The 4,000-nt window shown below is 35.7% G+C and carries 5 protein-coding genes; all 5 read right to left on the bottom strand.

All coding sequences use genetic code 11. The features are described 5' to 3' along the window. The coding region (gene fliP, locus A194_RS0115230) for a flagellar type III secretion system pore protein FliP (protein ID WP_017187656.1) at nt 1-587 on the bottom strand (587 nt) is incomplete at its 3' end. Beyond that, on the bottom strand, nt 580-1,281 hold the full coding sequence (locus A194_RS18765; RefSeq protein ID WP_017187655.1) for a flagellar biosynthetic protein FliO: 702 nt from the start codon (nt 1,279-1,281) through the stop codon (nt 580-582). The genes A194_RS18765 and fliP, both read right to left, overlap by 8 nt. Before the next feature lie 20 nt (nt 1,282-1,301). Next, the gene (locus A194_RS0115220; protein ID WP_017187654.1) at nt 1,302-1,664 is read right to left on the bottom strand and encodes a response regulator; all 363 of its coding nucleotides are present in this window, start codon (nt 1,662-1,664) and stop codon (nt 1,302-1,304) included. Nucleotides 1,665-1,681: 17 nt separating this feature from the next. Beyond that, nucleotides 1,682-2,839, bottom strand: a complete 1,158-nt coding sequence (gene fliY, locus A194_RS0115215; protein ID WP_017187653.1) for a flagellar motor switch phosphatase FliY — start codon at nt 2,837-2,839, stop codon at nt 1,682-1,684. After that, entirely contained in the window at nt 2,832-3,827 is a 996-nt protein-coding gene (gene fliM / locus A194_RS0115210) for a flagellar motor switch protein FliM (RefSeq protein ID WP_017187652.1), read from the bottom strand. The genes fliY and fliM overlap by 8 nt, the downstream gene beginning before the upstream one ends. Nucleotides 3,828-4,000 lie beyond the last annotated feature (173 nt).

Here is a 4,000-nt window from a genome sequence, read left to right as displayed (position 1 = left end):
GAAATCATGACAGGCGGTAACATCATCATCCCCATTGACATTAAGACACTCGCAACAGCCATATCAATAACTAAAAATGGAATAAAAATCATAAAACCCATTTGAAAGGCCGTTTTTAACTCGCTAATTGCAAATGCAGGAACTAGTGCTGTAAGCGGTATATCCTCAATCGATTGAGGTGGCTCAGCTCCTGAATAATCTAGAAACAGAGCTAAATCTTGTTGTCTCGTATGCTGTGCCATAAATTCTTTAAATGGAGTGCTTGCTTCCTCGTAAGCCTCCTCTAAAGAAATTTCTTCATTAAATAAAGGTTGTAATGCTTGTTCATTAACTTCATAAAAAGTAGGTGCCATAATGAAAAAGGTTAAAAACAAGGCTAAACCGATTAATACTTGGTTTGGCGGCATTTGCTGGGTAGCTAACGATGTACGGACAAATGATAAAACAATTATGATTCTAGTAAAACAAGTCATCAAAATTAAAATACTAGGCGCTAAAGTCAAAACGGTTAACAGTATTAATAACTGTACGGCCGTAGAAATTGCTTCTGGATCATTTTCTGAAAACATGTTTACAAACTCATTCATCGTTTGGTCCATCCTTGTCTTGATAACGTTTCATCATTCTTTTTCTAGAGTTTTTCATCGTTTCTAATTCCGTCTTAAATTGATTTCTCGTCTCTTCTTCTTGATATGGGTTCCGGTTCCGGTTTTGAAAATTTTGTAAAACAGATTGAAATGAAATGTTGTTAGATGAATCTTCATGAGATTGGGATAACTGCTCGATCGTTTCTTCATCCTCAACTTTAGTTAACATTTCTACATTATCTCCAACACCTAATAAATAGTACTCATTCCCAATGCGAACAATTTGAGCTGACTTATTATTCCCTAGTGCAATGCCACCAACATTTTCTAACGATTGTGTTTGTTGATAAATTCTTGTTCTCTTTTGTACAAATTTTAATACGACAAAAATTAAAGCTAACACAAGGACTAACGCGGCAATCATCCTTAAGAAATCAAGAAATAACGAGCGGTTTGTTTGGCCAATTTGTTGTTCATCTTGGTCATTATTAGAAGCTACAGGCGCTTCATCTCGCTCCTCATCGTCATTATTCCTTAAACTATCATTATCTTCCTCATGACCTTGTGGGTTAAATCCCTGTATACAATCTGAAACACTACCATCACAATCATCTTCTGCAAATGATATATAATCATTTGTACTTAATAAGGTGAAGAGTAAGATTGTAACAAATGATATTTTCCATATTTTCATGATTAATCAACCTTCACGATTTAACTTAAAGCCTTGCCAATTGCTTCTAGAACGCGGTCTGCCTGGAAAGGTTTCACAATAAAATCTTTTGCACCAGCTTGGATTGCATCAATAACCATAGCCTGTTGTCCCATTGCAGAACACATAACGACCTTAGCATTACTATCTTCACTCATAATCTCTTTTAAAGCTTCTATACCGTTCTTTTCAGGCATTGTAATATCTAATGTAACTAAGTCTGGTTTTAATTCTTTATATTGTTCTACTGCTTCTTGTCCGTTTTCTGCTTCTCCAACTATTACATAGTCATTCTTTTCTAGAATATCTTTGATCATCATTCTCATAAAAGCTGCATCATCTACAATTAAAATTTTGTTACTCATAATCAATTCCCCCTAATTTATTTCAACTTCTGAATTCTCTCTGATTGGCTTAGTATATCTGATACTCTTACACCAAAGTTTTCATCAATTACAACAACTTCACCTTTAGCAATTAGTTTATTGTTAACTAAAATATCGACAGGTTCACCTGCTAATTTGTCTAACTCGATGATTGAACCTGTACTTAATTCCAAAATTTCTTTTATGCTTTTACTAGAGCGACCTAATTCTACTTGCACATTTAATGGAATATCCATTAACAAGTCTAAATTACGTTTTTCTCCAGAATCGAGTTGCGGGGAGTTTCCAAAATCTGCAAATTCCGCCTTTTCAACTTGGTGGTCTTGAGCCTGTTCTTGAAATGCTCTTTGTCCAATATTTTGAGTAGCTGAACTTTCGGTTGTCTGTTTAGGTTCTTCATTAATGGTAGGTTGCTCCTTAATAGAATCCTCTTTATTAGATAATTCTTCAGCTGGTTCTTCTATATTTAACAAGCTATCGACAAAATCTTTAGCAAAGTCTACTGGTAGCAGTTGCATAATGCTAGAATCAATTAATTGACCTACCTGAAGCTGGAAAGATACTTTTACAAATGTATCCTCATCAGGTATATAATCTACACCTTCACCCGACTCAACATCTAGTAAAGTTGTATTAGGCGGTGAAATGTCTACTCTTTTATCAAACACAGAAGACATACTCGTTGCAGCCGACCCCATCATTTGATTCATCGCCTCTTGTACGGCACTCAATTGTATTTCTCCTAGTTCTTCTGTAGGTGAAGTCCCATCTCCACCTAACATAAGGTCAGCAATGATCGCAGCATCTTGGCTCTTAATAACGAAAAGGTTAGTTCCTTTAAACCCTGTCGTGTAATCTACCTTTACTGCAACATGTGGTGTCGGAAAGCTATCATCTAATGAATCACTATTAATTGCTGAAACCACCGGTGTCGTAATCTCTACTTTTTGATTCAATAAGGAAGATAAAGCTGTAGCAGAACTACCGAATGATATATTGCCTAATTCCCCAATTGCGTCGATTTCGATATCTGACAATATACTTGAGATACCAATTGTATCATTACTGTCACTATACGATTCATCTTCACCTTGCGTTCCGTTAAGTAGAGCATCTATTTCTTCTTGTGAAAGCATATCATCATTATTACTCATCTTCTTCACCCCTTGTTTCACCTAAAACTTGCACAGCCATATGACGCTTCTTTTTACCTGGCTGTACGTAAAATTTAGGTTCATCATTTACAAATAATTTTAATGGTTGATCAATCTCTTGGTTTAACATAATGACATCATCTTCATTTAAATTTAAAAATTCATTAATAGAGATTGTTGATTCACCTAATAAAGCCTTAGTTTCAACGTTAACTTTGTTTAAATTAGTCGCGATATGTTCAAAGTCTTCTGGATTACTTTTGCTAGATTCATTTTGCATCCAATAATGGACCGATAATTTTGAAATAATAGGTTCTAATACCATATGTGGAATACAAATATTCATCATGCCAGAGCTTTCGCCAACTGTCGTATTTAATGAAACGACTACAACAGTTTCATTGGGCGAAACCATCTGTATGAACTGAGGGTTAATTTCAAATTCCTCTAACGTTAAGTCAATTTCAACTAAACTTCCCCAAGCCTCTTCTAGTGATTCAAATGCTTGCTCAAACAATCTAGACATAATTCGGCTTTCAATTTCAGTTAAGTTTTCTACTTTATTCTCACCTTGACCTTCGCCACCTAATGTTCGATCTAGAATTGCATAGGCTATGTTCGGGTTCACCTCGTATAATACTCTACCTTCTAACGGATCGACTGAGAAAATATTTAATACCGTTCGCTGCGGCATTGAGCGAATAAACTCCTCATATGGTACTTGGTCAACAGAGGCAACTGTTACTTCTGCATAAGTTCTAAGCTGACCAGCAAAAAATGAAGTTAACAATCTTGCAAAATTTTCATGAACCCTAGTTAACCCTCGAATCTGATCCTTTGAAAAACGTAAAGCTCTTTTAAAATCATAGTCTCTAATTTTTCGTTCCTCAGTCTGTTGTTCTTTAAGCTCTTCAGCATCCATCTCACCCGTTGAGATTGCTGATAGGAGCGCATCTATTTCTCCTTGGGATAATACATCTTCTGCCATTATTTCACCTCCACATTGGAGTGCCGAGTAATTACTGAACTGTTTTCTCAGTAATATAAATGTCGGTCACTTCTCCTTCATCTAACCGATCATTTAAAGCAGTGGCAACTTCCTCTCTAACAAGATCAAGATTTGTTCTGAAATCTTCACCCTCTAAAACGGTCAACTTTTGA

The sequence above is a fragment of the Alkalibacillus haloalkaliphilus C5 genome (assembly GCF_000269905.1).
Lineage (GTDB): Bacteria > Bacillota > Bacilli > Bacillales > Alkalibacillaceae > Alkalibacillus > Alkalibacillus haloalkaliphilus_A.
This window is presented reverse-complemented; position numbering and strand designations above follow the sequence as displayed.